This is a genomic window from Streptomyces sp. CA-146814 (assembly GCF_050942385.1).
In the GTDB taxonomy this organism is placed as follows: domain Bacteria; phylum Actinomycetota; class Actinomycetes; order Streptomycetales; family Streptomycetaceae; genus Streptomyces.
Genome location: NZ_CP192068.1, coordinates 2,355,094 through 2,380,884 on the forward strand (window position 1 = coordinate 2,355,094; position 25,791 = coordinate 2,380,884).

The 25,791-nt window shown below is 73.4% G+C and carries 15 protein-coding genes; 12 read left to right on the forward strand and 3 right to left on the reverse strand.

Translation table 11 applies throughout. The features are described from left to right. The first annotated feature begins 105 nt into the window (after nucleotides 1-105). The 4 genes from ACQP09_RS10435 (at nucleotide 106) to ACQP09_RS10450 (ending at nucleotide 8,530) form a co-directional block, all read left to right on the forward strand. On the forward strand, nucleotides 106-3,168 hold the full coding sequence (locus tag ACQP09_RS10435; protein WP_433397832.1) for a type 2 lanthipeptide synthetase LanM family protein: 3,063 nt from the start codon (nucleotides 106-108) through the stop codon (nucleotides 3,166-3,168). Nucleotides 3,169-3,319: 151 nt separating this feature from the next. Then, nucleotides 3,320-3,514, forward strand: a complete 195-nt coding sequence (locus ACQP09_RS10440; protein WP_404058167.1) for a hypothetical protein — start codon at nucleotides 3,320-3,322, stop codon at nucleotides 3,512-3,514. Nucleotides 3,515-3,585: 71 nt separating this feature from the next. Beyond that, complete coding sequence (locus ACQP09_RS10445; RefSeq protein ID WP_433397834.1) at nucleotides 3,586-6,501, forward strand: AAA family ATPase; 2,916 nt, start codon at nucleotides 3,586-3,588, stop codon at nucleotides 6,499-6,501. A 166-nt stretch (nucleotides 6,502-6,667) separates the two neighbouring features. Continuing rightward, entirely contained in the window at nucleotides 6,668-8,530 is a 1,863-nt protein-coding gene (locus ACQP09_RS10450; RefSeq protein WP_433397836.1) for a BTAD domain-containing putative transcriptional regulator, read from the forward strand. Here ACQP09_RS10450 and lanKC read toward each other — a convergent pair. The 3 genes from lanKC to ACQP09_RS10465 all read right to left on the reverse strand — a co-directional run bounded on the left by lanKC (nucleotide 8,517) and on the right by ACQP09_RS10465 (nucleotide 12,893). Beyond that, complete coding sequence (gene lanKC, locus ACQP09_RS10455; RefSeq protein ID WP_433397838.1) at nucleotides 8,517-11,138, reverse strand: class III lanthionine synthetase LanKC; 2,622 nt, start codon at nucleotides 11,136-11,138, stop codon at nucleotides 8,517-8,519. The two genes, ACQP09_RS10450 and lanKC, sit on opposite strands and share 14 nt — an antisense overlap. Before the next feature lie 58 nt (nucleotides 11,139-11,196). Beyond that, nucleotides 11,197-12,468 (reverse strand): MFS transporter, encoded by a 1,272-nt coding sequence (locus ACQP09_RS10460; protein ID WP_433397840.1) that lies wholly within the window; start codon nucleotides 12,466-12,468, stop codon nucleotides 11,197-11,199. A 266-nt stretch (nucleotides 12,469-12,734) separates the two neighbouring features. Next, nucleotides 12,735-12,893 (reverse strand): hypothetical protein, encoded by a 159-nt coding sequence (locus ACQP09_RS10465; RefSeq protein WP_176727421.1) that lies wholly within the window; start codon nucleotides 12,891-12,893, stop codon nucleotides 12,735-12,737. Nucleotides 12,894-13,235: 342 nt separating this feature from the next. Here ACQP09_RS10465 and ACQP09_RS10470 point away from each other — a divergent pair, with 342 nt between their 5' ends. The 8 genes from ACQP09_RS10470 to ACQP09_RS10505 all read left to right on the forward strand — a co-directional run bounded on the left by ACQP09_RS10470 (nucleotide 13,236) and on the right by ACQP09_RS10505 (nucleotide 25,507). Next, entirely contained in the window at nucleotides 13,236-14,303 is a 1,068-nt protein-coding gene (locus ACQP09_RS10470) for a radical SAM protein (protein ID WP_433397842.1), read from the forward strand. Continuing rightward, entirely contained in the window at nucleotides 14,300-15,046 is a 747-nt protein-coding gene (locus tag ACQP09_RS10475; protein ID WP_433397844.1) for an iron-containing redox enzyme family protein, read from the forward strand. The genes ACQP09_RS10470 and ACQP09_RS10475 overlap by 4 nt, the downstream gene beginning before the upstream one ends. Then, a complete protein-coding gene (locus tag ACQP09_RS10480) occupies nucleotides 15,043-15,279 on the forward strand; it encodes an aroma-sacti cluster domain-containing protein (RefSeq protein ID WP_433397846.1) in 237 nt (78 codons plus the stop codon). Before ACQP09_RS10475 ends, ACQP09_RS10480 begins: the two co-directional genes overlap by 4 nt. Nucleotides 15,280-15,406: 127 nt before the next feature. Beyond that, entirely contained in the window at nucleotides 15,407-18,571 is a 3,165-nt protein-coding gene (locus ACQP09_RS10485; RefSeq protein ID WP_433397848.1) for an adenylate/guanylate cyclase domain-containing protein, read from the forward strand. 3 nt (nucleotides 18,572-18,574) lie between these two features. Beyond that, nucleotides 18,575-19,483, forward strand: a complete 909-nt coding sequence (locus ACQP09_RS10490; RefSeq protein ID WP_433397850.1) for a S8 family peptidase — start codon at nucleotides 18,575-18,577, stop codon at nucleotides 19,481-19,483. Next, nucleotides 19,467-20,060: a GAF domain-containing protein gene (locus tag ACQP09_RS10495; RefSeq protein ID WP_433397852.1), complete on the forward strand. Its 594-nt coding sequence runs from the start codon at nucleotides 19,467-19,469 to the stop codon at nucleotides 20,058-20,060. The genes ACQP09_RS10490 and ACQP09_RS10495 overlap by 17 nt, the downstream gene beginning before the upstream one ends. Nucleotides 20,061-20,256: 196 nt before the next feature. Continuing rightward, entirely contained in the window at nucleotides 20,257-21,045 is a 789-nt protein-coding gene (locus tag ACQP09_RS10500) for a sugar phosphate isomerase/epimerase family protein (protein ID WP_433397854.1), read from the forward strand. Nucleotides 21,046-21,427: 382 nt separating this feature from the next. Next, nucleotides 21,428-25,507, forward strand: a complete 4,080-nt coding sequence (locus ACQP09_RS10505; RefSeq protein WP_433406541.1) for a LamG-like jellyroll fold domain-containing protein — start codon at nucleotides 21,428-21,430, stop codon at nucleotides 25,505-25,507. Nucleotides 25,508-25,791: the final 284 nt, after the last annotated feature.

The following is a 25,791-nucleotide window of genomic DNA, read 5'->3' on the forward strand; positions in this document are numbered from 1 at the left end:
CCGGGAGACGAAAGATGGGGGCAACTCCCCCATGCGTCACCGGACTCCACCTACCAGGATGGTTCGCGAGCGGTCCGGTGGGCCGTTCCCGACCTGGGAGGTGCGGTGGAGAAGGAACTGATCGGCAGCGGCGGTACGGGGGCCGCTGCCCGTCTCGCTCCCCCGGGCACCCACGGGTCCGCCGGGGCCGCCAAGGCCGTGCGGGCGAACGGATCGCCCGCCGCCGCCACCGGCGTACGTGACCGCGCCACCCTCGCCCCCCGCACCGGCCCCTGGTGGCTCTCCGGAATCGTCGGCGAGCCGCCCATGGTCGAGCCGGACTGGGTCGTGTTCGTCCGGGACGTCATCGCCGACGCGCCGCACGAGGCGTTCGTGGCCGAGCGGGAGTATCCGGGGCTCTCCGGATTCGCCCTCGTCGTGGCCCCGTTCGCCGAGCGGGCCGCCGGGCGGCTGCTGACCTCGCCGTCGAACAACGCCGTACGGGCCGGGACCGCCGTCGGGCTCGCCCCCGTACTGGAGGACTTCCGGTCGCACCTCGTCCGGCGGCTGGCCCGGCTCGCGGCGCGGACGCTCGTGCTGGAGCTGCACAAGGCGCGGCGGGCCGGGCGGCTGGCCGGGGACGGGCCGAAAGAGCGGTTCCGGGACTTCCTGCGACGGACGGCCGGGCGGGACGGGCTCGCCGCCTTCCTCACCGCCTATCCCGTACTGGCCCGCATCCTGGCCCGGACGAGTCTGGCCGCCGCCGACGCCCTCACGGAGATGCTCGGCCGGCTCGCCGACGACCGGGAGCTGCTGGCCGCCTCCGGTGTGCTGGGCGACCAGGGGCCGGAGGCCGGCGGGCGCGGGCCGGTGGCGCTGACCGGGGTGGACGCCGGTGCCGGGGACAGTCACCGCGGCGGCCGCTCGGTGATGCTGCTGCGGTTCACCGACGGGACCCGGCTGGTCTACAAGCCGCGCCCGCTCGCGGCGCACCGGCACTTCAACTCTCTGGTGGAATGGTTCGGTTCGCAGCCCGGGACGCCGACCCTGCGGGCGCTGCGGGTGCTGGACCGGGGTGAGTACGGGTGGGTGGAGTTCGTGGAGGAGCGGCCCTGCGCCTCGGCTGCGGAGACCCACCTCTTCTACCGGCGCCAGGGCGCGCTGCTGGCCCTGCTCCATCTGCTGGACGGGACCGATCTGCACCAGGAGAACCTGATCGCCTGCGGGCCGCACCCGGTCCTGGTCGATGTGGAGACCCTGTTCCATCCGCCTCTCTCCCAGGCGCACTCCGCCGACCCGGCCGCCCTCGCTCTGCACGCCTCGGTCCACCGGGTCGGGCTGCTGCCGCAGCTGCTGGTCGGTGACGCTGCCGCGCTCGACGTCTCCGCGATCGGCGGCGGCCGGGCCGCCTCCTCGCCCATCGAGACCGCCGACTGGGCGGACGCCGGCACGGACACCATGCGGTTGGTACGGCGCTCCGCGCGGTTCACCGAATCCGCCAACCGGCCCCGGCTGGACGGGATTCCGGCCGACCCGTCCGCGTACACCGACGCGCTGTGCGAAGGGTTCCGCGCCGGCTACACCGCCATCAGCGACCACCGCGACGAACTGCTCGGCGAGCACGGCCTGTTGACGGAGTTCGCGCAGGACGAGGTACGGGTCGTGCCGCGGCCGACCTGGACCTACACCACGCTGCTCGACGAGTCGACCCACCCGGACCTGATGCGGGACGCCGCCGAGCGCGACCAGGTCCTCTCGCTGCTGCGCACCCCGGCTCTCGGCACGCCCGCCCTGCCCGGTCTGGAGGACGAGGAGATCGAGGAGCTGTGGGCCGGCGATGTGCCGGTCTTCCTCACCCGGCCCGGCACCACGGACCTGTGGAGCGGCACCGGACGCGAGGTGCTCCTCGCGCCGGGGCCGACCGGTCTGGCCAGGGTCGCGGCGAAGGTGCGGGCCATGGACACGGTGGACCGCCAGGACCAGGAACGGATCATCCGGGCCGCCATGGTCTCCACCTCTCCCGAGCCGCCGCACCGGGCGGAGGGCGGCACGCGGGCCCGGACCGCCGCGACCGCACCCGAACCGGAACAACTCCTCTCCGCCGCACGGTCGGTGGGCGACCAGCTCGTCTCGCTCGCCTACCGGCACCGGGCCCGCACCAACTGGATCGGCCTGGAGCTGCTCGGCGAGCGCTACTGGCGGCTCGCACCGATGGCGGCCGATCTGGCCGGCGGCTACACCGGCCCCGCGCTCTTCCTCGCCCAGCTGGCCGCCCTCACCGGCGCCGAGCGGTACGCCGAGGCGGCCCGCGAGGCGCTGGCCCCGGTGCCCGGACTGCTGGACGCGCTGCACGGCAAGGTGGACGACCTCGCGGTGCTCGGCTCGGGCGCCTTCGCCGGGATCGGCGGCATCGCCTACGCCCTGGCCGAGGTGGGCTCCCTGCTCGACGACCCGGCGGTCCTCGAACTGGCGGGCCCGGCAACCCGGTTGGCCTGCGCGGCAAGCGCGGCCGAGGACGGGTACGGGGTGCGCGGCGGAGCGGCCGGCGGACTGGTCTCCCTGCTCGCGGTCCACCGCACCACCGGCCGGGCCGAGGCCTGGCGCGGCGCGGAGCGGTGTGCCGAGCGGATCTCCGTGGCTCCGCTCCCGGAGGCCGGAGGTTTCGCGGAGGGGGCCGCGGGCATCGGCTGGGCGCTGCTGCGGTTCGCCGCGGCGGGGGGCGGTGAGCAGTACCGTACGGCGGGACTGCGGGCCCTGCGCCGGGCGGCCGTGCAGGTGACGGGGGGCCGGGCCTGGTGCGAGGGGGGCGTCGGCGTGGCTCTCGCGGTCGCGGACAGCCCGGACGCGCTCACCGACCCGGATCTGTCCGGCTGGCTGGCGGAGCGGACCGGTGAGCTGGCGGACTGTGCGCCGCTCGCCGACGACAGCCTCTGCCACGGCGAGCTGGGCCTGCTCGAACTGCTCGGCCACCCGGCCCTGACCGGTGACCGCACCCCGTGGGTGCGCCGGGCCGGGACGCTGCTGGCCGCCGCCGACCGGGAGGGCCCGCGCTGCGGGACGCCCGGACACGTACCGCACCCGGGGCTGCTCACCGGCCTCTCGGGTATCGGGCACGGACTGCTGCGGGCGGGATTCCCCGACCGGATCGGCTCCGCGCTGCTGCTCAACCCGTCCGCGGTGACCGCGTGATCCTCCGGTCTGCCGACAGTTCCACTCGTACCACTTCGCTTGTCGACCTACCGTCAGAAAGCGTCCGTACAGCGTTTTTTCGGTACAGCAATCCTTCCGTTCAGCGTTCCTTCCGTTCAGGATTTAGCATCCAGCAGAGAATGAGGCAGAGATGACGCACATCAGCGAATCGGCGATGCGGGGATCCGGCGAGCTCGCCCACGAGGGCGCGTACGACCACCCGGCCGGGCAGATCTCCCTCGGCATCGGCGGCGGGCTGGGGATGCGCAGCCGGCTCCTCAGCGCCTCGGAGGGCGAGACCGGCAACACGATCGACCTGCCGTGGACCACCATGATTCCGCTTTAGCCACACCTCCGCCCGCATTGTGGCGCATTGGGACACTGCCGCATGAGTTACGACTCAAGTAGCCTGCGCCCATGCGCGCCACTTCGCCGGTCATCGTCGGGCGGGACGAGGAGATCGGCCTGCTGAGCAGCGCCCTGGACGCCGTACGACGGCGTTCGGGGCGCGCTCTGTTCTTCCTCGGCGAGGCGGGGATCGGGAAGTCCCGGCTGGTGGGTGAAGCCGCCTACCGGGCCTACGGCCTCGGTATGCCGGTGCTGCGCGGCCGGGCCACGTCGACCGGTCTCGTCGTCCCTTTCCGGCCACTCGTGGAGGCGCTCTCCTCCCGCTTCCGGGCCGCCGGCACACCGACCGATCCCGAGCTGGCGCCGTACCATCCGGCACTGGCCCGGCTGGTTCCGGAGTGGCGCCAGGAGGCCTCTCCCGGCTATCCGGAGACCGTCGTCGAGCTGGCGGAGGCGCTGCTGCGGCTGCTGTCCGTACTGGGCCGGGAGTCAGGCTGCGCGATCCTGCTGGAGGACCTCCACGACAGCGACACGGAGACCGTCGCGGTCGTCGAGTACGTCATCGACAACCTCGCCGACCTGCCGATCCTGCTGCTGGGCACCCTGCGCCCGGAGCCGGGTGCCGCGCTCGACCTCGTACGGTCCGCGGAGCGACGGCAGGCAGCGGTGGTACGGGAGTTGAAGCCGCTGGCCGACGAGCAGATGCGGGCCCTGACCGGTGCGTGTCTGGAGGCGGCGCCCGAGGAGATACCACCGGTGGTGCACCACCGGCTGGCGGAACGAGCGGGCGGCAACCCGTACTTGGTGGAAGTGCTGCTCGCGGATCTGCTGGACACCGGCCAGTTGCGCCAGGCGGAGAGCGGCTGGGTGGCGGCCGAGCACCCCGGCGGGCCGGTCCCTTCCGGCATCGTGCGGACCTGGACCCGGCGGCTCGACCGGCTGGACGAGCCGGTCCGGGACCTCTTACTGGCGGCGGCCACGCTGGGCGGCCAGTTCTCGGTCTCCGTCCTCCAGACCGTCACCGGTTTCGAGGACCGGGCCCTCTTCACCCATCTGCGCTCCGCCGTCGAGGCGGGCGTGATCGCACCCGACGGCGCCGCCCCCGACCGGTACGCCTTCCGCCATTCGCTCACCGCCGAGGCCCTGATCTCCTCGCTCGCCCCGGCCGAACGTGCCTCGCTCGCCCGCCGGGCCGCCGGAGCCATCGAGCACTCCGGGCAGCCGCTCGACGAGGACGGCCAGCAGCTCGTCGCCTCACTCCATCTGGCGGCCGGCAACCGGTCGGGCGCGGCCCTGCGGTTCGCGGAGGCCGGAAGACGGATGCTCGCCTCAGGGGCCCACGGTTCGGCCGTGGTGCTGCTGGAGCGGGCCTGCCCCCTGGCCGCCGACGCCGACCGGGCCGCGATCTCCGAGTCCCTGGCGGTGGCCCGGGCCGAGGGCGGGGACCTGGACGCGGCGCTGGAGCTGGCCGAGGCGCTGCCACCGGTTCCGGCGCGGACCGAGGCCGCCGACCGGCGCGGCGAGATCCACATCAAGATCGCCTGGGTGGCCGTGATGGCCGAGCGCGCGGCCGACGCGGCCCGCCAGATCGACGCCGCCCGCACCCTGCTCGGCCATGAGCCGGCCCCGGGCCGCCGGGCCGCGCTCGCCGTCGCCGACGCCCACCTCGCCCTGCTGCCCGGGCAGGAGCACCGGCGCCCCGGCGAGACCGAGCGGGCCGCGCGCGAGGCCGCGGAGATCGCGGAGGCGGAGGGCTTGCCCGTAGTCGCCTGCCAGGCCTGGCAGTTGCTGGCGCTGCTGCTGCGCGAGAAGGGGTTCGACGCGGCGGACGGCTGCCTGGAGCGGATGCTCGCGCTCTCCACCGATCACGATCTGCCCGTCTGGCGGGTGGAGGCGCTGGTGCGGCTCGGCGCGAACGCCTTCATGCGGACCGGCGACGCCTCCCGGCTGCGCTCGGCGCGGGCCGCGGCCATCGAGCTCGGCGCGCTGCTGCTGACGCAGACGGTGGACGGGCTGCTCGCCATGAACGCGGTGCTGTGCGGGCGTTGGGACGAGGCGCAGGAGATCATCGACCGTTCGCTGGAGGCCAGCGCCCGGGTCGGCAACCACTCGGCCCACCGCTATCTGCTGCTCTCCACCGCCACGATGGCCGCGCACCGGGGGCGGCGGCGGGACATGGACCGTGCGCTGGCGGCGTTCCGGCGGGCCGGCGGTGAGCAATCGCTGCTCGTGCCGCACCAGTTGGGGCTGTGCAAGGCGATCGGCGCGCTTCTCGAGGAGGACCGGGAGCGGGCGCTGGAGGGCCTGGACGCGGTGCTGGCCTGGGAGCGGGACCATCCCAGCTACTTCTACCTGAGCGGGAGTTACGGGCTGCGGCCCTTCCTGCGGGTGCTGGCGGGAGCGGGCGACCGGGCCGAGTACGAGACCGTACGCACCTCTCCCGGGGCCCAACTCGCTTGGAACGGGCAGTTCCTGGAGCTGGCGGAGGCGGTGCTGCTGGGCCGGTCCGGCGACCGGTCCGGAGCCACCCGCCTGGTGGCTTCCTTCGACACCCGGTCCGTGCCGTTCCCGGTCGCCCGCCATCTCGGGCTGCGACTGGTCGCGGACGCGGCCGCCGCCGACGGGTGGGGCGAGCCGGTGGCGTGGCTGCGGCGGGCCGAGGAGTTCTTCTACGGGGTCGGTGTGCAGCCGGTCGCCTCCGCGTGCCGAGCGGCGCTGCGGCAGGCCGGAGCGAGCGTGACCCAGCACCGGGGCGGCTGGGACCGGATCCCGCTCTCGCTGCGGACCAGCGGAGTGACCCCGCGCGAGTACGAGGTGTTCGTGCTGCTCCCGGAGCGGCCCGGCAACCAGCAGATCGCCCGGCGGCTCTCCATCTCGCCGCGCACGGTGGAGAAGCACATGGCCAGCCTGCTCTCCAAGACCGGACGCGCGGACCGCTCGGCGCTCTGCGAGTTCGCGGCGGAGTGCGCGGTGGAGCCGGCCTGAAGCCGCGTCCGGCGCCCCCACAACATGGGGGCACCGGACGCTTTCGGTCGGGTGTGCGGGCGGAACATACGCGCAGTGCCCCGATGTGCGCGTGGCGTGACACCGGCAGGATCGGAAACGTGCGTACGGCAGTCTGCCGCCCGTCCCCGCTTCCGGAGGCCCGCTGATGATCCGACCTCCCGCCCGTCCGGCCGCCGCCGGTGCGGTGTACTTCTCGCTCCTCGGCCCGCTCACCGCCGTACGCGACGGCCGTCCGCTCCCGCTCGGCCCGCGCAAACAGCGCCTCGTCCTGGCCACGCTGCTTTCGCGCCCCAACACCCCGGTTCCGGTGGACGTGTTGACCGACGCGGTCTGGCCCGACGACCCGCCGCGCACCGCGCGCAAGAACCTCCAGGTGTACGTGAGCGCCGCCCGCGCCCTGCTCGGCTCCTCCGGCGACGACGGCCGGGACCGGGTCGTGCACGGCTGCGGCGGCTACCGGCTCACCATCGACGAGGGCGAGCTGGACACGCTGCGCTTCCGCTCCCTGGCCCGCGCCGGACGGGCCGCCGGCGAGCGCGGCGACCTGCGCACCGCCGCCCGGCTGCTGCGCGAGGCGCTGGACCTGTGGGAGGGGCCGCCGCTGAACGACCTGCGGGACTCCACCGGCGTGGCGGAGGAGGCCGAGCGGCTGGAGGCCCGCTGTCTGACCGTGTACGAGGAGTGGGCCGAGACCGAGATCGAGCTCGGCCGGGCCGCCGTCGCGGTGGACGGCCTGCGCGATCTGGTGGAGCGCCATCCGCTGCGGGAGCGGCTCCGGGCGGCCTGGATGAACTCGCTGCACCAGTCCGGTCGGCAGGCCGAGGCGCTGGCGGTCTACGACGACTACCGGCAGCTGCTGGCAAGGGAGTTGGGGCTGGAGCCGAGTCCGGCGATGGCGGCCCTGTACCGGGCGATGCTCGGTCGCGGCCGCACCGCCAGGACCGCCGCGGCCACCCGGGAGAGAGCGCACGGTACGGCGCTGCCCGCCGCGCCGAAGGACTTCACCGGGCGCCGGGAGGAGCTGCGGGAGCTGCTGGCGCTGCTGGGTTCGCCGGATGAGCGGGTGGTGGTCGTCTCGGGTCCCGCGGGCTCCGGAAAGTCGGCGCTGGCCCTGCGGGCGGCGCACCTGCTCGACGACGGCTTCCCGGACGGGCGGTTCCACGTACAGGTGCGGCGGGAGGACGGCTCGACCCGTACGCAGGCCGAAGTGCTGGGCGAGCTCGGGCGGTTGTGCGGGGTGCGGGTGCCGGTGGATCCGGCGGTGCCGACCGGTCCGGAGGGCGGCCCGGCGGCGGTGCCGCAGGGCGCGGAGGACGCCTGGCAGCGGTGGCTGGCGCTGCACCGGGCGTTGATCGTCCTCGACGACGTACCGGACGAGGCTTCCGTACGCGGGCTGCTGCCGCACTCCGGGCCGTCCTCGGTGGTGCTCACCGCGCGCGGACAGCTGGCCGGGCTGGCTCCCGTGCACCGGATCGCGACGGCCGCGCTGGCGGACGGCGAGGCGCTGGAGCTGCTCGGCAGGCTGATCGGGCCCGGGCGGCTGCGGACCGATCCGGCGGCGGCGCTGCGGATCGTCCGGGCCTGTGGCGCACTGCCGTTGGCGGTCGGCGTGAGCGGGATGCGGCTGGCGGTGCTGCGCCATCTGCCGCTGGCGGAGTACGCGGACCGGCTCGCCGATCCGTCGGCGGCCCTGGACGAACTGGTCGCCGGGGACATCTCCGTACGGCTGCGGATGGCGTCCGGCTGGCAGGACCTCTCGGCGGACGACCGGCGGGCGCTGGGACGGCTGGCCGGGCCCGCGCAGGACGGCGGCTTCACGCTGGACGGCGCGATGGAGGCGCTGGGGTGCGGGGAGCGGGCCGCGATCCGTACCGTCGAGTCGCTGATCGACGCGGGAGCGGTGACCTCACCGACCGGAGAGGTCACCGCCCATGCCGCGCTGTACGAGGTGCCGCGGCTGCTCTGTCTGTACGCGCGCGAGCGCGAGGGGGCGCTCATCCCAGAGTGAGGAGCTCCAGCAGCCCCGAGCCGCCGACTCCGCCCGCCCCGCCCGTCCGGCCCGTCCGGCCCGCCCTGCCTGTTCCGCCTGTTCCGCGCGACAGGAAATCCAGGGACAGCAGCAGTCCGGCCGCGCCCGTCGCCAGGTCGGCGGAGCAGCGCCGCAGGGTGGCGCCCGGGACGAGCAGCCGGTCCTCGTCGGCGATCAGGTGCCAGGTCAAGTTGGTCACGGAGGCCAGGACTTCGGGCCCCGTACGGCCGTCCGGTGAGAGCTGGCCCGCGGCGGCGGCCAGTCCCGCGCGCCCGGTGAACAGCCCCGGCTCGCGGACGAACTCCATGGCGCAGCCCGCCCGCACCCCGGGGATCAGGGCGCTCAGGGCGGGGTCCTCGTGCCGGGCCGTGTACGCCTGGGCCACCAGCGCGACGCCCGAGCTGCCCTGGTTCAGATAGAGCAGATGGCGTCGGCCGTCCCGCACCTGGATCGTGCCGTCGTCCATGGTGACCAGGTGGCCGGCCTCCCGCTCCAGGGCGGTGCGGGCCGCCTCGCGCAGCCACAACTCGCCTGTCAGCTCGTGCAGTTCCAGATGGAGCAGGGCGGCTCCGCTCAGCCCGCGCAACAGCCCCGCCGACTCCGGCAGGCGCATCCCGTCCACCGATCCGCCCCGCGCCAGCCGGTCCAGGTCCCGGGCGGTGCGCAGGGCGGCGTCGACCAGTCCGGTGTCGGGGGCCGTGGGGCCGCCGGCCCGGGCCAGGCGCAGCGCGGCGAGGGCGAGGCCCGCGCGCCCGTCGAACAGGTCGGCCGACGCGGGCGGCGGCGCGGCGGACATCGCCCGGCCCCACAGCTCGCGGCCCGCTTCGGCGCGGCCGAGCAGCGTGAGCACCAGGGCCGTGCCGGGCAGCCCGTCGAAGAGACCGCCCGCCTCGGCGGGGTCCCTGCGGTACGCGGCGTCCGCGAGCCAGTCGGTCCATTCGGCGGGGACGAGGGCGCCGGTGCGGTGGAGGGCGTACAGGACACCGGCCGCGCCGTGGGCGAGGTCGGTCCCGCCGGTGGCGAAGAGGCCGGGACCGCCCGGGAAGAGGCGGTCGGCCCGCTCGGGGGTGGCTCCGGCGTGGATCCCGGCGAGCAGGCGGGCGCGGATCTCCGCCCAGTCCACGTCCGGCTCGAACAGGGCGGCCACCTCGGCCTCGCGCCGCCGTGAGGCGTCCAGGCCGTGCAGCAGGGCGGGCCTGGCCGGACCCGCGTCGGCGGACAGTCCGTACCTGCGGCGGGCCCAGCTCTCCAGCGTGAGCGCCTTGGCCCGCTCAAGACCGGCCATCTCGGTGAGAGGCATCAGCATGGTGAGCCAGGTCGCCCAGAGCGTGTACGCGTCGGCCTCGGCGCCGGGGGTGCCGGGGGGTGCCTGGAGGCCCTGGGCACCGGCGAGCGGGGTGTCCTGGTCGTCCAGCCCGGTGGCGTACTCGAAGTCGACCAGGGCGATGCGGTTGTCGGGCCGGACGATGATGTTGGAGGGGTGCAGATCGCCGAAGCGCAGCCCACGCGCGTGGATCGCGTCCAGCGCCCGGGAGAGCTCGCCCGTCATCGCCTCGGTCCAGGCGATGTAGGGCGCCAGGTCGTCGGCGGTCACCGCCCCGCGTACGAGGGCGAAGCGGGCGACGATCTCGTCCAGGAGGGTCTGCCCCTCGATGTGCTCCTCGATCAGGAAGTGGTGCTCCCAGACCGTCCGTACGCCGTACACCCGCGGCACGCAGTCCAGCCCGGCCAGCGCCGTCAGCGCCCGGTGCTCGCGGTGCAGGCGGGTCACCGCGTCGTCGCCCGCGCCGTCGAGGCCGCAGTGCGGACGGGCCTCCCGCAGCACCACGCGGCGGCCCGTGTCCCGGTCCTGGGCCAGATAGATCCCGCCCGCGTTGGAGAACTGGAGGGCCTCGGTGACCGTGTAGGGGAAGGTGTCGTCGCGGGCGGCGGCGCGCGCGGCGAGGTGCGGGCGCAGGAACGGCGGCACCTCGACCCAGGAGGGCGTACGGAAGACGACGCCGCGTTCGTCGGGAACCAGGTTCCCGGAGGGGTCGCGCAGGGCGAGGACCCGGCCGCCCTCGCCGTCGTCGCACCAGCGGGGCACATAGGCGCCGTAGCGCGTGTACACCGGGGCGTCGCCGATGCGCAGATCGCTGAGGATGTACGGGCCGCTGCGCCCGGCGAGGGCCTTGGAGAGTTCGCCGGCCAGGGCCAGGAAGGCGGCTTCGTCGGGCGGGTAGACGGCGATGAACTTGCCCGCGCCGCTGCGGTTCATGTGCTTGTCCGCCATCAGCGACAACGCCCGTGCGCTGCGCAGGAATTTGAACGGTACGCCGTGGCGCAGACAGATCCGGGCGGTGTCCCGCAGGGTGGCCTCGGCCTCGTCGGGCACCGTGGAGACGTGGATCTTCCATCCCTGCTCGGCGAGTTGGGTGTGCTCGGGCACCAGGGAGGTCCACAGGCCCGCGGCCGACCGGCGCCAGCCGGCGGGGGGCGGGTCGGTGTCGAGGCGGTAGCGGGAGTCCGCGTCGGGCAGCCGGTCCGGGGTGTCGTAGTACGTGCGGTCGGCGAGGCAGTAGAGCTGGGTTTCCTGGACGGCTGGCACGCTCGGCTCTCTCTTCTCGAAGGGGGCGAAGGCCTCTCGAAGGGGGGGTCGGGAGGGGTCAGGCCCCGGGGGTGGCGTGCTTGGCCGCGGGCTCCACCGGCTCGGTGGGCTCCGGCTCCTGGGCCGGAGGCGCCGGTTCCGCCCGGGCCGATGAGGCGAAGGTGACCACGAGCGCCGACACGGCCAGGACACACCCGGTCAGGGAGAAGGCCCAGCGGGCGCCGAACGCCATCAGCAGGGCACCACCGGCCAGCGGCCCGAACGGCTGGACCATGGAGGACAGGAACCCGGCCGCGCTCTGCACCCGGCCCACCTTCTCCTCCGGGGTCACCACCAGCAGCTTCGACAGGAACCCGATGCTGGCGACCGTCGACAGGAACATGCACAGCGCGCACATCAGCCCGGCCGCCACGGGTTGGCTGAGCCACGCCATCACCCCGGCGGCGGCCACACAGGTCCAGCAGGTGGCGACGATCAGTACCCGGGAGTGCCGGGCGGGTTTGATCCTCGGCGCGAACAGCGCCCCGGCCAGGGCCCCGGCGGAGACACAGCTGATGACGAAGCCGCCGCCGATCCCGGAGCGGCCGCCGTCGGAGAAGGCGGTCAGCGCGATGAAGGTGAGGGAGCCGAAGGCGAAGTTCATGCCCAGGCCGAAGATGAGCAGGAGCGTCCGCAGGTAGGGGATCTGCCACAGGAACGTGAGGCCTGCCGTGAGTTCGCGCTTGCTGAACGCGGAGCCCGCCGCCGTCCTGGCGCGCGAGCGGGTGCGTACGAGAGCCACGCAGACGGTCGACGCGAGCAGGCCGAGCGCCTCGACGGCGAACGGCAGCGCCGGGTGGAGGCCGAAGAGTGCCCCGCCGACGAGCGGCCCGACCAGCCGGGCCGTCTGGGTGCGCGCCTGGAGCCGTGCGGTGGCGGTGCCCATCTGGTCGGCCGGGACGACCGCGCGCATCAGGCCGAAGACGGCGGGCGCGTAGACGCTGCTGATCACCGCACCCGCCGCGGCGACGAGCAGGACGAGCACCATGGGGGCGTGCCCGTACAGGACGGCGATGGTCAGGGCGGTGACGACGGTCAGGCTACCGACGTCGCACAGCCTCATCAGCCGGCGGCGTTCGATGCGGTCCGCCATCACGCCGCCGGGCAGCATGGTGATCAGGACGGCTCCCACGGACACCGTCCCGACGGCCCCGGCCTGCACCGGGGAGCCGGTCTCCTTGAGGACCAGCAGGGGAAGGGCGAGGGCGCTCATCTGCCCGCCGAGCACCGCGAAGAGGCCGCTCAGCCAGAGCAGTCGGAAGTCCCGGTTTTCGCGTAGCGGCTTGGACATCGTGGTCTCCCGGTGGTGGGCGGGGGTCGGTCGGTGGTCCGTTCGGCGGGGTGGTGTCCGAGGGTCGGTCGGTGGTCCGTTCGGCGGGGTGGTGTCCCGGGGGGGGGTGGCTTCTTGCGAGGTGCCGTTCGGGCGGGCGGGCTCGGGCCGGAATCGACGGCGGGGCGGCTCCGTCGTGACGGAACCGCCCCACATCACCGGCCGGCCGGGCGCCACGGCGGGGAGAGCTTTCTCAGCCTCCGTGGCGCCGCCCCGGTGCGGCCCGGTCAGTTCTCCAGGACGACGCTGAGCACGCTGACGCAGCTGCCCGGCGCCACGACCTTGTCGACGGACGTCTCCTGGAGGTCCAGCACGGAGTGCGCCTCGACCTCGGCGGACTCGTTCTCGTTGTTCTCGTCGGCGGCGGGCTTCGTGTTCTCGGACATGGTGGTCTCCGTCCACTCGTCACTGCTGGACCCGGAATCCGTCGGATGCGTGCCGCGGTCTCCGGTGCGGCGGGCCGTTGCCTGCCGTTGCCGAGAAAGTTAGGAGCGCCGGCCTCGAAGACGCTTCGGCGCCGGTATGGCGGCGGTATGGGGCCAGCTCGCCGGCCGTGGACCCGCGCGCCGGGCCCGCTCGGCACCTCCCCGCCCCCTCCCTGACCTGCGCCCATACCGTCGCCGAAGCGTTCGCAGACCGCCGGTGAACCGGTGCGGCACAGGCTGTGCGGGTGCGCACCGGCCCCTGAAGCTCCGGCCGCGCCCCAGCCACCGAAGGAGGCGGCCCGTATGGAACTCGCCGAACTCGTCGGACTCCGGCCCTTCCCGGCCGCCGGTCTGCTGCTCGGCCTCACCCGCCGCTGCCCCCTGCGGTGCTGGCACTGCTCCACCGGGTCGGACCTGACCGTGCGCGAGGAGCCGGACGCCGCTCAACTGCTGAGGTTCGTCGGCTCGTTCACCGCAGAGAACCGTCCGGACGTGGTCATGCTGACGGGCGGCGAGCCGCTGCTCCTGCCGACGCTCGCCGGCGAGCTGAGCTTCCTGGCGCGCCGCTCCGGATCGCGTACGGCGGTGCTGAGCGGGATGTTCTTCGCGCGCTCCCAGGAGATCCCGCCCGCGATCCTGCGGGCGATCGCGCAGGTCGACCACTTCTCCGCGAGCCTGGACGTCCACCATGAGCGGGAGGTGGCGCGCGCGGACGTGTTCCGGGCGCTGCACCGCATCCGCGACTCGGGCGTCTCCGTCAGCTTCCACCTCACCGGGACCGGTGCGGACGACCCGTATCTGGCCGACATCACGCGGGCCATCGACAAGGAGTTCGGGGGCCGGGTGCCGTCGCTGGTCAACGAGGTGCGGCCGTTCGGCCGGGCCGCCTCGTGGGCGCGGCCCGCGCGGACCGGGCCGGACCCGTCGGCGGCGGCGCCGTGCTCGATGGCCGCCTGGCCGGTGGTCGCCTTCGACGGTACGGTGCTGGCCTGCTGCAACCAGGACACGGTGGACCGCCGCCCGGCCCCGGCCCATCTGGACCTCGGGCACATCGGCACCGACGACTGGGAAGCCGTACGCCGACGGGCCCTGGAGTCACCGGTGTTGCGGATGATCCGGACGGTGGGGCCGGCGCATCTGGCCGCCCGCTCCGGCGCCGTGCCGCACCCGGGCTCGTACTGCGACGGGTGCCGGGCGCTGGGCGGCGACGAGGCGGTGGCGGCCGGGGCGCGTGCGGTGGCGGCGGGTCCGGCGGGTGCGCTGCTGGACCTGGCCGCCGCGCAGCGCGGTGCGCGGGGCGGGCCGGAAGGCGTCGTCCGGCGGCACGGCTGCTCGGCGTACGCACCGCTGGTGGCGGGGAGCGCGCGGTGAGCATCACGTGGACGAGCACCACCGCCCCCGGGAAGGCTTCGGCGCGCCTGCGCACCAAACTCCTGCTGCTGGAACCGGAGTTCCGAGGAGCGACCACGCACATGTGGCGCCCCGATGACCTGTTGCCGCGCTACCGGACGTATCTCTGCACCATGCACGCCGTGATCCGGGCCTCCGTGCCGCTGATGGAGCTGGCGCTGCGGCGCATGGCGGACCGGCCCGGCGATCCGCTGTCCGAGCCGCTGACCGCGTATCTGGCGGAGCACATCCTGGAGGAGGCCGGGCACGACGCCTGGCTGCTGGAGGATCTGCGCGCGGCGGGCGCGGACCCCGAGGACACGCTCGGCCCGCAGCCGCCGCCGGACGTGGCCGCGCTGGTGGGCCCTCAGTACTACTGGATCGAGCACCACCACCCGGTGGTGCTGCTCGGCTATATCGCGGTGCTGGAGGGGTACGCGCCGGCGCCCGGTCTGACCGACCGGATCGCCAGGCTGACCGCGCTGCCGGCCGCCGCGCTGCGGACCGTACGCGAGCACGCGGCGCTCGACACGGACCATCTGGACGAGCTGTACGCGCTGCTGGACCGGCTGCCGCTGACCCGGGACCAGGAAGCGGCCGTGGCGGTCGGCGCGCTGCACTCCCTCGACGCGCTCACCCGGCTGTTCGTCCGGCTCGGGCGCTCCGCACCGGCGCCGTCGCTGCGGGGAGCCGGACCCACCTCACCGACGGGAGTCACCCGATGACCGGACCACCACCACCGCCACCGAACCCGAGCGGCCACGAACAGCGGCCGATGGAAACCGTGTTGTACGAGGCGGGCTTCCCGGTGGACCTGCTCACCCAGGAACAGCGCCTGGTGCTGAGCGAGTTGACGCCGCAGGAGCTGACCCTGCTGATCGACGTCAAGAGCCGGCTCGACGCGGTGGGCCCCGAGGTCCAGGCCCACGGCGAGATCGCGGGCGGCGCGCTGTTCTAGGGCCTCTCGGGAGCGCTCGCGCCAGGACGGGGGTCCGGCGCGGGCGGTCCCGGGTCCGGATCAGCCGCTGTCCCGTCACCGCCCTGCTCTCCGGGGCGAGTTGGACCAGAAGAGTTGAGGATCCGCCATGACCTGCCCCTCGTGCCGACAGGAGCTTCCTGCCACGGCCCGGTTCTGCTCGTCCTGCGGGACGCCGTGCGCCGGTCCGCCGACGGCCCCGGAGCCGCCGCCGGAGGACGAACGCAAGCCGGTGACCGTGCTGTTCTGCGATCTGGTGGGCTCGACCGCGCTGTCGGGCGTGCTGGACCCGGAGACGCTGCGCACGGTGACCTTGCGGTACTTCGAGGCGATGAGCGCGCAGATCGTGGCGCGCGGCGGCACTCCGGAGAAGTTCATCGGGGACGCGGTCATGGCGGTGTTCGGCGTACCGGTGGTCCGGGAGGACGACGCCCGGCGGGCCTTGGCGGCGGCGCTCGGGATGCGCCGCGCGCTGGACGCCCTCAACGAGGAGCTGGACGCGGCGCTCGGGATCCGGCTGACCACCAGGGTCGGCGTCAACACCGGTCAGGTGGTGGCTGGTTCGGATGCCACGGCCCGGCAGGCGCTCGTCTCCGGCGAGGTGGTCAACATCGCCGCACGACTTGAGCAGAACGCCGGCCCGGGCGAGATCCTCATCGGCCCGCAGACCCTCCTGGCCGCCGGCCCCACGGTCCAGGCCGAGCCCACCGGACCGCTCCACCTCAAGGGCAAGCGCGAGAGCGTGGAGGCGTACCGGCTGCTCGCCCTGGGAGCGGACGACCCGGAGCTGCTGCGCCGCTTCGACGCGCCGTTCGTCGGCCGCACCACCGAACTGGGCGCGCTGGAAAGTGCGTTGGAGGAGACCGTACGAGATGACCGGCCCGGACTTCTGCGGGTGACCGGTGAGGCGGGCATCGGCAAGACCCGGCTGGTACGGGAGTGGCTGACGCGGCGCGGCGAGGCCTTCGCGTACGGGGCCGGGCGCTGCCGCAGCTACGGGGACCACGGCACGCTGGCGCCGCTCGCCGACGCCGTACGCCCGCTGCTCCCGCCCGCCCTCTCCCCGGTGGACGACGCGACCGCCGACGCGATGGCCCTGCTCTCCGGCGGCCTCCTGCACGATGGCACGCCGAACGCGCCGTTCGAGGACATGTGCGCCGCACTGACCGTGGTCCTGAAGCGGACGGCCCGGGACCGGCCGGTGGTCCTGGTGCTCGACGACTGGCACGCTGCGGCGCCGCTGCTGGTCCGGACGGTGGACCGGCTGGCGGGCGCGGCCGGTCCCGGGCGCACGCTGGTGATCTGCGCGGGCCGCCCGGAGGTCACCGGCGCGGCGCAGGAGGCGCGGGACCACCTCCAGCTCACCGGCCTCCCGCGCGAAGAGGCGGCCCGCCTCGCCGCCGGTCTGGCCCGGCTCGACGGCCGCCCGGCACCGGCCGACGAGCAACTCCTGGCCCGCTCCGAAGGCAATCCGCTCTATCTGGAACAGCTCCTGGTCGGCGACGCCACCGCCACCGCGTCCGTTCCGGAAGGCGAGCTGCCGCCCACCCTCCAGGCCCTGCTCGGCGCCCGGATCGGCGCGCTGGCCCGGCCCGAGCGCTCGGTGGTGGACCTGGCGGCGGTGATCGGCCGGGAGTTCGCGGCGGCGGAGCTGGTGCGGCTGGAGCTGGCGGTCCGGACGGCGGAGCGGCCCGGCGCCACCGACCCCCAGGGCCTCCGCCGCGTCGACGAGGCGCTCGCCGCGCTGGCCCGGCGGCGGCTGGTGGAGCCGGCGCCGTCCGGGGCCGGGGAGCCGTCGGCGTACCGGTTCAGCAGCGGCTTGGTCCACGAGGTCGCCTACGCCTCGCTCTCCAAGCGGGCCAAGGCGGAGCGCCACGCGTGGGCGGCCGAGCTGCCGAGCGTGGCGCGGACCGGCGACGGCGCGGTCGGCGGCCATCTGGAGCGCGCCTACCGCTACCGCACCGAGCTCGGCCTGCTGGACGACCGGGCCCGGTCGCTGCGTGACCGCGCCGCCGCCGCGCTCGGCCGGGCCGGTGCGCAGGCCGCCGCCCGCTCCGACCTGCACTGGGCGCACGGGCTGCTGGAGCGGGCGGTGGAGCTGCGGCCGGACGCGGCGGGCGCGGTGCTCGGGCTCGGTGAGGTACGGGTGGCGCTCGGCCGGGTCACGGAGGGCGCCGAACTACTACGTACAGTACGAGACTTGGCGACCGCGCCCGTGGAGTCCGCGCACGCCCGCCTCGCGCTGGCGGTGCTGGATCCGGCGGCGAGCCCCGGTCCCGCCGCCACGGCCCGTGCGGTGCTGCCGGTCTTCGAGGCGGCCGGCGACGCGGTCGGCCGGGCCCGCGCCCACCTCCGCCTCGCTCAGCAGCTCCAGCAGTCGGGCCGCCACGAGGAGGCGGAGCGCGACCACGCGCGGGCGCTGGAGCACGCGGTGGCGGCCGGGGCCGAACCGGAGCGGGCCGGGGCGCTGGGCGCGATCGGCATCTCGCTCTGGCGCGGGCCCGTCCCGGTACCGGAGGCGGTGGAACGCTGCCGCACGCTGCTGGCGGCCCACGGTTCGGGCCGGCCGACGGTGCGGGTGACGCTCAACTGCCCGCTGGCCGTGCTGCACGCGCTCCAGGACCGGCCCGGCGAGGCGTACGCGTGCCTGGCGGAGGCGGAACGGCTGGCCGGGAAGCTGGGGTTCGCGGAGGCGGAGGTGTTCCTTCCGGTGTTCCGGGCGACGGTGGAGGCGCTGCTCGGCCGGGGCGCGGAGGCGCTGGAACTGCTGGACCGGGCGGACGCGGCGGCCCGGCGGATGGGGGCGGCGGGGATGCGGACGGCCGTGGCGCTGGACGCGGCCCGGCTGGAGCTGGACGCGGGCGGCGAGGAGCGGGCGGCGAGGTGGCTGGCGGGCATCGGCGACGGGTCGGGGCTGAGCCGCGCGGACGCCGTCGACCTGGAAGGGTTACGCGCCCGGCTGGCGGCCCGGGCCCGTCCGGACGAGGCGCTCCACCACGCCGAGCGGGCCGTACGCGCGTCGCTGCTCACCGACTCACCGCTCGTCCAGGCGTCCGCCGAGCTGGACCGGGCCCGCACGCTCGCCGCGCTGGACCTCACGGCGGCGGCCGAGGCGGCGGCCCGGAGCGCCGGGGCGCACTTCGCGGGCAAGGGGCACCTGCCGGGGGCCCGCCGGGTCGCGGCCTTCCTCACGGCACACCGGGACCGCTCGGTGACCGCCATGGTCACGACGAGTGCGGCGAGTTCGACACGTTTCCTGAGGGAAGGGAGCTGACCGATGGGCACCGCGGCAGAGACGACGCCGCCGGGACTGGGCCTGACCTGGAGCCTGCGCGGACGCGGCCCCGAGGACGTCCCCGTACTGGGCGATCCGGGGCCGCCGGACGGACACCCCGCAGGTCCCGCCACCGGTCGCGGCGTACGCGTCTGCGTGGTGGATTCCGGCGTGGAACGGGACCATCCGCTGGTCGGCGAGCCGGCCGCGTCCTGGGTGGTCGTCAAGGACGGGGAGAGCGGCGCGATCACGGTCGAGCCGACGACCACCGGCGACACCTGCGGCCACGGCACCGCGTGCGCGGGCATCATCCGCCGGACCGCGCCGGAGTGCGAGATCCACAGCGTCCGGGTGCTGGGCGAACGGTTCTCCGGCACCGGGGACGTGCTGATGGCCGGGCTGCGGTGGGCCGTCGAGCAGCGCTTCGACGTGGTGAACCTGAGCCTGTCGACCACCCGTACCCGGTTCGCGCAGGAGCTGCACGCACTCGCGGACAGCGCCTACTTCGCCCGTACGGTGATCGTCGCCTCGGCCCACAACACGCCGGTGGAGAGCTTCCCCTGGCGGTTCGCCTCGGTGATCTCGGTCGGCAGCCACCAGGAGGACGACCCGGAGCTGCACCTCTACAACCCGCGACCGCCGGTGGAGTTCTTCGGCCCGGGCCAGAACGTCTCCGTACCGTGGCTCGGCGGCCGGACGATCCGCACCACCGGCAACAGCTTCGCCACGCCGTACGTCGCCGGGCTCTGCGCGCGCATCCTGTCGGCGCACCCGCGCATGACGGCCTTCCAGCTCAAGAACGCCCTCTATCTGTCGGCGGCCAATGTGCGCCACGAGCCGAGCCCTTCACGCCCGCGTCCCGCGACAGCGCCAGGAGACACAGGAGATGACCACCATGGTTCCGAGAACTGAATCCGCTCCCCTGTCCGCCCCCGCTCCTGCCGACGCGCCGCGCGAGGAGCTGCTCCAGTCGGTCGTCGACGTGGCCCGGGCCATCTTCGGCGCGGCGGCCGGCTCGGTCCTGCTGCTCGACGAGGAGAGCGACGAGCTGGTCTTCCGGGCGGTCTCCGGCGAGGGCCAGGAGTTCCTGGTGGGCCGCCGGTTCCCGGCCGGGCGCGGTATCGCGGGCTGGGTGGCGACCTCGGGCGAGCCGATGGTGGTGGACGACCTGACGAACGACCCGTCCTTCGACCGCTCGCTGGCGGAGTCCACCGAGTACGTCCCGAACTCCCTGATGGCGGCCCCGCTGATCAGCGACTCGCGCGTGCTCGGCGTCCTGGAGGTGCTGGACGCCTCCCCGCAGGCCCGGAGCAGCGTGCGGGAACTGGACCTGCTGGCGATGTTCGCCCGGCAGGCGGCGGCGGCGCTGCGCGTGATCACGCCGGAGCCGGTGACCGCACCCGTCGGGCGGGCACTGGAGGGAGCGGAGCGGGCGGACGCGCTGCGGCTGCTCGGTAGCCTGGAGCAGGTGCTGCGGGGCACCGGCTGAACCGCTGGCGGTACGGATCCGCGTACGGTACCGGGACCGGGTACGAGCCCGGGCCCGGTACGGGTACAAGCTCAGGCTCAGGCTCGGGCTCGGGCTCCGGCTCCAGCTCGGCCGTGCGTAGCGGCCCCGGCTTCGGGAAGGAGCCGGGGACAGGCGCCGGACACGTCCCGCGCGGTCACGATGGAAGGACACGCACGTGAAGCTCGCTTTCTCCACGCTCGGGGTGCCGGGTATGCCGGTGGCCGAGGTCGTCCGGCTCGCCACCGAGCACGGTTACGAGGGCGTGGAACTGCGCGCCCACCCCGACGAGCCGGTACACCTGAGCCTCTCGTCCGTCGAACGGGCGGACGTGGTCGAGGAGTTCAAGGCGGCCGGGGTGGAGATCCTGGCGGTGGCCGGGTACGTCCAGGTGGCCTCCGACGAGGACGACGAGGAGATCTCCACGGAACTGGCCGAGCTGGTGAAGCTCGCCCGGGACCTGGGCGCGCGGTACGTCCGGGTCTTCCCGGGCGGCGGCGACCAGGACGAGGCGGACGCGGACGCGACGGCCGCCCGCCGCCTGGGCACGGCCGCGCCGGCCGCCGCCGACATGGGCGTCAGTATCCTGCTGGAGACCCATGACACGCACAGCGCCGGCGCCGACGTGGCCCGGATCGTGGGCACGGTCGGCCACCCGAGGATCGGCGCCATCTGGGACGTCCTGCACACCTGGCGATCCGGCGAGGACCCGGCCGCCACCCACGCGGTACTGGCCCCGCACCTCGGCTACGTCCAGGTGAAGGACGTCGCCTCGGACACCGACCTCACCCCGCTCCCCCTCGGCACGGGCGTCCTCCCGCTGGCCGCCTGCCTGGAGCCGCTGGCCCCGGAGACCTGGGTGTGCTGGGAGTACGAGAAGCGCTGGTACCCGGGCGCGGCGGACCTTCCGGGGCTGCTCAGCGCGGGCCGGGAGCATCTGCTGCGGCTGGGGGCGCCGAAGGGGTGACAGCCACGCCAGAGCAGGTGAAGTGACATAGCCCACATACCTGATGTCCGGTTTTTGCTGCTTGGTATCCACATAAGTCCCTGGTCATTCACACAGCATCTTCATAGAGCCCCACGGAGCTCCTCACACGTGAGGGGGGCATTACGGGTGGGCGGGGTGGGGATTGTGGTGGCGGCTGCGTAGCCGTAGGGCAACTGGGCTGGTCGCGGGGGGTGTGGGACTTGCCGTACTGGTCACCCTCGCACCCCAGGCAGCCGCCACGCCGACGGTCCCGCCGGTCGCTTCGGTGGGCGGGGCCGGGGAGTCCGGAGAGTCGCGCACCGGCGCCGACGCGGCGCTGACCGAGGCGAAACGAACCGGACGGTCGGTCGAGATCGCCCCGATGCGCGGTGAGAGCAGAGAAGTCTTCGCGACGCCTGAGGGCGATTTCGAAGCGCGGGAGTATCTGCGTCCGGTGTGGGCGCGGGTGAAGGGCGCATGGCAGCCCATCGATACCGGCCTGACCCGCTCGACCGACGGCAGTGTCGCGCCGAAGGTGACCACGGTGGACCTGGCGTTCTCCGGGGGCGGCGCCACACCGCTCGTACGGATGCGGAAGGCCGGTCGTGAACTGGCCCTGTCGTGGCCGGAGAAGCTGCCCGCCCCCGTGCTGGAAGGTCCCAGGGCCACGTACCGGGAGGTGCTTCCGGATGTGGACCTGAGAATGGAGGCGCAGGAGGACGGCTTCACGCAGCTACTGGTGGTCAAGTCGGCTGAGGCAGCGGAGAACGAGAAGCTGTCGGAGCTGCGCCTGAAGCTGGCCGCGGACGGCATGGACGTGCGCGAGGTATCCGGCGGCGGTCTGGAGGCGGTCGACAAGGGCGCCCAGGGGGCGGTGTTCGAGGCGCCACGGCCCATGATGTGGGATTCCAGCACGCCGACCGAAGGCACATCGGCCGCGGGCGCCAAGGCCACGGTGGCCAGAGCGGGCGCGGGCTTGGAAGCGTCGGGCCCGGACGGTTCCGGTGAGCCTGCGGCGACGGAGTCGGGGAAGCTCGCTCCGGTCGGTGTGACGCTCCCGGCGGGTGGCAAGGAGCTGGTGCTGACCCCGGACGCGGATGTATTGCGGGGCGAGGACACGAAGTATCCGGTGTTCATCGATCCGCAGTGGTCCACGCCGGATGCTAGGGCGTGGACGATGGCGTCGAAGTACTGGGCCTCCTCCCCGCAGTGGAAGTTCAACGGTGAGTCCGATGCCGGTATGGGCTTCTGCAATTGGAACTACTGCCAGCCGAACGACACCAAGCGGTTGTTCTACCGCATCTCGACCGCCGCGTTCGCGGGAAAGTCGATTTTGTCGGCGGAGTTCGTGGTGCCGAACACCTGGTCGGCCTCCTGTACAGCCAAGGGCGTGGAGCTGTGGCGTACGAAGGACATTTCGTCCTCGACGACATGGAACTCGCAGAACGAGTCCGGGTTCTGGATCAAGCAGCTTGCCTCGAAGTCGTTCGCGTACGGCTACACCGGTTGTGCGGCGAAGGACGCCGAGTTCGACGTGAAGTCGGCGGTGCAGGAGGCGGCGAACGGCAAGTGGTCCACGATGACGTTCGGCCTGCAGGCGGCGAGCGAGTCGGACGGCCTGGGCTGGAAGCGGTTCTCGGACAAGGCGTTCCTGCGCGTGAATTACAACCGGCCGCCCTCGCAGCCGAGAATGTCGCAGCTGTCGATGGAGTACGGCGGTGTCTGCAAGCGCCCCGACAGCGCTCCGCGTGTACGTACGCTGGGCACGATCAACATCAACGACGTCACCGACCCTGATGGCGACAACATCGCGATCCAGGTCCAGGCGGCGTGGGACGCGGGTGACGGCAAGGGGTCGATCGTCCGGTGGAAGCCGGCGCTGACCCCGTACAAGAGGTCGGGTTCCACATTCACTCTGAGCCTGCCCACGTCGATCCCGCAGAACAAGGCGGTGTCCTGGCATGTCCGTTCCCACGACGGTGCTCAGTATTCGCCGTGGTCCTCGGCGGGTGATCCGACGGGGTGTTACTTCGTGTACGACAAGACCGTTCCGGCCGCACCGTCGATCGTTTCGGTTGAGTACCCGGAGTCCCGGCCGGAGAACCCGAAGGACCCGTGGCTGGACGGGGTGGGTCAGTACGGCACGTTCACGTTCGGCGCGGCGTCGAGTGATGTGACACGTTACTGGTACGGCATCAACAGCGACCCGTCCTCGGCCCGTCAGCTGACCACGAGTGCCGGTGCGCCGAGGAGCATCCCAATCCTGCCTTCGAAGCCAGGGGTGAACCGGCTCACCGCTCAGGCCTTTGACGCGGCCGGGAACGGTTCGGAGATCCGTACGTACTACTTCAAGGTGAAGGCCGGACAGCCGGCGCGGGCGACCTGGCAGCTGGACGAGGCGGAGGGGGCGACGCAGGCCAAGGGCTCCACCCCGCCTCGGGTGCTGGGGCTGCACGGTGGTGCGCAGAGTGGCGCGGCGGGGGTGGCCGGCGGTGCGCTTGCGCTGAACGGCGTGGACGGTTACGCGGCGACGGATCTGACGCCGATCCAGACGGCGCCGGGACATTCGGTCGCAGCGTGGGTACGTCTGGACCGGTTGCCGGCCGATGGCTCGGCAACGGTGCTGTCGCTGCCAGGCAGCAACGTGGCGAACAAGTCGCTCTACTACTCGGCTGCTGTGAACCGGTGGGTGTTCAACCACAGGGAGGAGGACGCTGCCGGCTCCGCGGTGGTGCGGGCGATGGCCGGTGCCCCCGGCGATGCCCAACTGGGACGCTGGACCCACCTGGTAGGTACCTACTTCGCCGACACCCGGACGATCAAGCTGTTCGTCGACGGCAAGCTGGCCGGCCAGGCCATGCTCACCAGGCCGTGGAACGCACGCCAGGGTGTGCTGCTCGGCGCGGTGGCCGGCGCGGACAATGCGGTGTCGGGTTTCCTGCCAGGGGCGATCGACCAGGTGCAGTTGTTCGACCGGGCGCTGGAGGCGGGGGACGTGGCCCGGCTGCAGGCGCTCGAGCCGGTGGGGGGCCCGGGCTCGCCCGCGGTGGCCGTCTTCGATCTGGACGAGGAGCAGGGTGCCACTGAGGTCAGCGGCCACGGTGGGGTGCTGCCCGCCGACTACCACGGCGGGGTCACTGGCGGGGTTGCCGGGATGACGGGCAAGGCTGCCCGCTTCGACGGCAGGACGGGCTACGGGCAGGTCTCCGGCCCGCACGTCAACACCTTCCGCAGTTTCACGGTGTCGACGTGGGCGAAGCTGGAGCGCAAGCAGGACGGCTCGTCGATCGTGGTCGCGCAGGCAGGCAACCATGCCTTCGGGTTCGCGTTGTACTACTCCCGGGCCCTCGACCAGTGGGTGATCAACCAGTACACCGCCGACAGCCCGGGCGCCACCATCGTCCGGGCCACGCAGCCGGCCGGCAAAACAGCAGCGGTCGGCGAGTGGGTACACCTGGTGGGGGTGCGCGACAGCACGGCCGGCACACTGACCCTGTATGTCAACGGTGTGAAGGCTGGATCCACCCCGATCAGCACCGCCTTCGCCGCCGGCCGGTCCATGGCCATCGGAGCCGGTTCCGTCAACGGCGTCACGGAGAACTTCTTCCCCGGTCTGATCGACGACGTCCGCCTCTTCGACCGCCCGGTCTCCCTCGAAGAAGTACAGCAGATCTTCCGCCAGCGCCCCATCGTCAAGAGCAGGTGGAAGTTCGAGACGGCCAGCGCGACAACTCCGCCCATCACACCGGACGCTTCCCCGACCGACGCCGACCTGAGCCTGCACAACGGGGCCAAGGTGGGATCAGGCTGGGTCGACGGCGGGCTGGAGCTGGACGGTGTCAACGACTACGCCGCAACGGTAAGCGTCACGCCCCCCATCGACACCTCCGGAAGCTTCACCGTCAGCGCCTTCGCACAGGCCGCGGCCGTGCCGACCAAACCGGCCGTTCTGATCAGCGCCCCCGGAACCAACAAGAACGCCTTCGAAGTGCGGTACGTCCCGAGCGCCACACCCCAGACCCACGGGGGCCGCTGGCGCATCAGCACCAGTCAGGCCGACACCGCATCAGCACTCGGCAGCAACGCGGCGTACGGACCGTTCTCCGGTGTGGACGAGTGGCATCACATCGCCCTGGTCTACGACGGATTCGCCCGGGAGCTGCGGCTCTACGTCGATGGGTCGCTGGAGGAGACGTCGTGCACCGACGGCGACGGCGATGGTGAGGCGGACGAGCCGACCTGTGAGGAAAGGATCTCTCGCGCCGAAAACGTGATCACGTTCAAGGCCGCGCAGGGGCTCCACATCGGCCGGGCCAAGACCGGCGAGAGCACGTGGGGCGAGTACTGGCCGGGTGCAGTGTCGGACCTGTGGGCCTTCCAGGGGGCGCTGAGCGAGACCGCCATCGCCCATCTGTCCCAGGGCGTCCCCGGCACCGACACCACCCTCCCGGGCAACGACTGACCGTGTGGAGGTTCGACCACGTCGTCGGGCCCCCGCGCCCCGCCCAGGCGGTACGGATCTCGTACGGCCACCTGTTCCCCACGCCATTTATGCCAGATGTGCACGACGAAGGATGAGGATGAACGGTAGACAACGGACCCGGGTCCGTTCCCTGCGCCGCCGGATAGCACTGGCCTCGGCCGTGGTCATGCTGGGGACTCTGCTCCAGGCAGCGACTCAGCCTGTCGCCTCGGCTGTCAGTTCTGATACAGGTCGCCCCGACCTCCCCGCCTCGGAGAAGCCGG

What these genes read in the sequence shown, in the direction of transcription:
- ACQP09_RS10440 (WP_404058167.1), top strand. Translation starts at nt 3,320, where the DNA reads ATGACGCACATCAGCGAATCGGCGATGCGGGGATCCGGCGAGCTCGCC.
- ACQP09_RS10445 (WP_433397834.1), top strand. Translation starts at nt 3,586, where the DNA reads ATGCGCGCCACTTCGCCGGTCATCGTCGGGCGGGACGAGGAGATCGGC.
- ACQP09_RS10450 (WP_433397836.1), top strand. Translation starts at nt 6,668, where the DNA reads ATGATCCGACCTCCCGCCCGTCCGGCCGCCGCCGGTGCGGTGTACTTC.
- ACQP09_RS10460 (WP_433397840.1), bottom strand. Translation starts at nt 12,468, where the DNA reads ATGTCCAAGCCGCTACGCGAAAACCGGGACTTCCGACTGCTCTGGCTG.
- ACQP09_RS10465 (WP_176727421.1), bottom strand. Translation starts at nt 12,893, where the DNA reads ATGTCCGAGAACACGAAGCCCGCCGCCGACGAGAACAACGAGAACGAG.
- ACQP09_RS10470 (WP_433397842.1), top strand. Translation starts at nt 13,236, where the DNA reads ATGGAACTCGCCGAACTCGTCGGACTCCGGCCCTTCCCGGCCGCCGGT.
- ACQP09_RS10480 (WP_433397846.1), top strand. Translation starts at nt 15,043, where the DNA reads ATGACCGGACCACCACCACCGCCACCGAACCCGAGCGGCCACGAACAG.
- ACQP09_RS10485 (WP_433397848.1), top strand. Translation starts at nt 15,407, where the DNA reads ATGACCTGCCCCTCGTGCCGACAGGAGCTTCCTGCCACGGCCCGGTTC.
- ACQP09_RS10490 (WP_433397850.1), top strand. Translation starts at nt 18,575, where the DNA reads ATGGGCACCGCGGCAGAGACGACGCCGCCGGGACTGGGCCTGACCTGG.
- ACQP09_RS10495 (WP_433397852.1), top strand. Translation starts at nt 19,467, where the DNA reads ATGGTTCCGAGAACTGAATCCGCTCCCCTGTCCGCCCCCGCTCCTGCC.
- ACQP09_RS10505 (WP_433406541.1), top strand. Translation starts at nt 21,428, where the DNA reads ATGCGCGGTGAGAGCAGAGAAGTCTTCGCGACGCCTGAGGGCGATTTC.